This is a genomic window from Halorubrum sp. SS7, assembly GCF_005435055.1.
Classification (GTDB): Archaea; Halobacteriota; Halobacteria; order Halobacteriales; family Haloferacaceae; genus Halorubrum; species Halorubrum salinarum.
Map to the genome: position 1 here is coordinate 1 of NZ_SGXV01000216.1, position 662 is coordinate 662.

Consider the following 662-nt stretch of genomic DNA (forward strand, 5'->3'; position numbering starts at 1 on the left):
ATCGCGTCGGTGATCAGGTTGCCGTAGTTGGTCTCGCGGTGGTAGTTCGAGGAGAACGTGGCGTCGAGTGGCACCGCCGATTCCACGACCGGCGAGTCGAGGCTCACCTCCGCGCGGTACTCGTTGATGATCCGCGAGGCGTCGGGGTCCTTCTCGATGTCGTCCGTGACCTCGAGTAGATCCCCCTCCCACGAGGTCACCGACCCGTCTTCGACCGTCAGCTCGATCTCGCTGAGGTAGTTCGCCCGTGCCTCCGCCTCCGAGACGATCGTCCCGCTCTGTTCCGTGGGCCGGTACACGATTTCGTCGTCCCCGACCACGAGGACGTCGATGTCGTCGTCGGTGTCGGCCTCGGCGAGCGCCTCAGCGTCGGGGACGCCCGTGTGCGCGAGCGCGACGACGACATCGACGCCCTCCTCCTCTCTGAGTCGCTTCGCCTCGGCCGGACCGGTCTCGGTGTAGTCCTCGATGGTGATTCCCTCTGCCTCGAAGTCGATGTTCGTCTTGCCGGTCGTCGCGCCCTTGTCGGCGAGTCCGATGATACCGACCCTGACGCCGCCGCGCTCAACGATGTGATTCGACTTCGTCCCGTCGAAGGCCTCGCCGGTCTCGCTGTCCACGAGGTTCGTCGCCAGCCAGGGGAACTTAGAGTCGGCCGTGAC

The 662-nt window shown here is 65.7% G+C and carries 1 pseudogene; it reads right to left on the reverse strand.

Annotated elements, in window-relative coordinates:
• Positions 1-662, reverse strand: a pseudogene (locus EXE44_RS17700) (bifunctional metallophosphatase/5'-nucleotidase); the annotation flags it as partial.